Source organism: Methylacidimicrobium cyclopophantes (genome assembly GCF_902143385.2).
In the GTDB taxonomy this organism is placed as follows: Bacteria; Verrucomicrobiota; Verrucomicrobiia; order Methylacidiphilales; family Methylacidiphilaceae; genus Methylacidimicrobium; species Methylacidimicrobium cyclopophantes.
In genome coordinates this window covers 1-663 of the sequence record NZ_CABFUZ020000063.1, presented here as the reverse complement: position 1 = coordinate 663, position 663 = coordinate 1, and the positions used below count along the sequence as shown (strand labels likewise).

Genomic DNA, 663 nt, shown 5'->3' with positions numbered 1-663 from the left:
CCCCTTCTCCCGGCACCGTTGCGGCAGCCGGAAGAGTGGGAGAGCAAATAGAAGGCGAAGAATCAGAACCGTCTCCCCCCTTTTCCCTCCGGTCTCGGGCGAGCACCTCGGGCTTCACGAGCGCCCGCTCCAGCGCCCGAAAAACGACTTCGAAAAGATTCGGAGAGCCCAGAAGACCCATCATCGCGGCCGCGAGCAGCGACGCTCCTTCGTAAGGCGAGATCTCCGGCCGAAAGACCCCTTCTTCCCTCCCCTCCCGCAGCATCGCTTCCAACCCGCTTCTCCACTCGGACAGGAGCGGCTCGAGGATCCGGCCGATCGCCGGGCAGCGGCGGGAGCGGTGGACGAGCTCCTGCAGGACCAACAAAAGCTTCCTCTCCTTGGCCCAGTAGAAGGCGGCATCTGCGAACTCCTGCCGGAGCCGCGCCAGCCCGAGGCTCCCCTCCACTGGCGGAGCCGGCGCATGGAATGTCCGGAACCGCTCGGCCAAGTAATCGGCCAGGCCCCGGATCAGCTCTTCCTTGGTGGAGAAGTAGTAGTGGAGGGTCGCCACGTTAACCCCCGCTTGTTCGGCCACCCGCCGGGTCCGGAGCCCTTCGAAGCCATGCTCGGTGAGCACGGTCATCGTCGCCTCGATGAGCTCGGTCCGGCGGTCGGGCCGCC

General features: G+C 66.2%; 1 protein-coding gene. It reads right to left on the bottom strand.

What is annotated here, in order from left to right:
- Positions 1 to 663, bottom strand: a 663-nt coding sequence (locus tag FN369_RS01315) for a TetR/AcrR family transcriptional regulator (RefSeq protein WP_142524415.1), incomplete at both ends; no start/stop codon positions are given.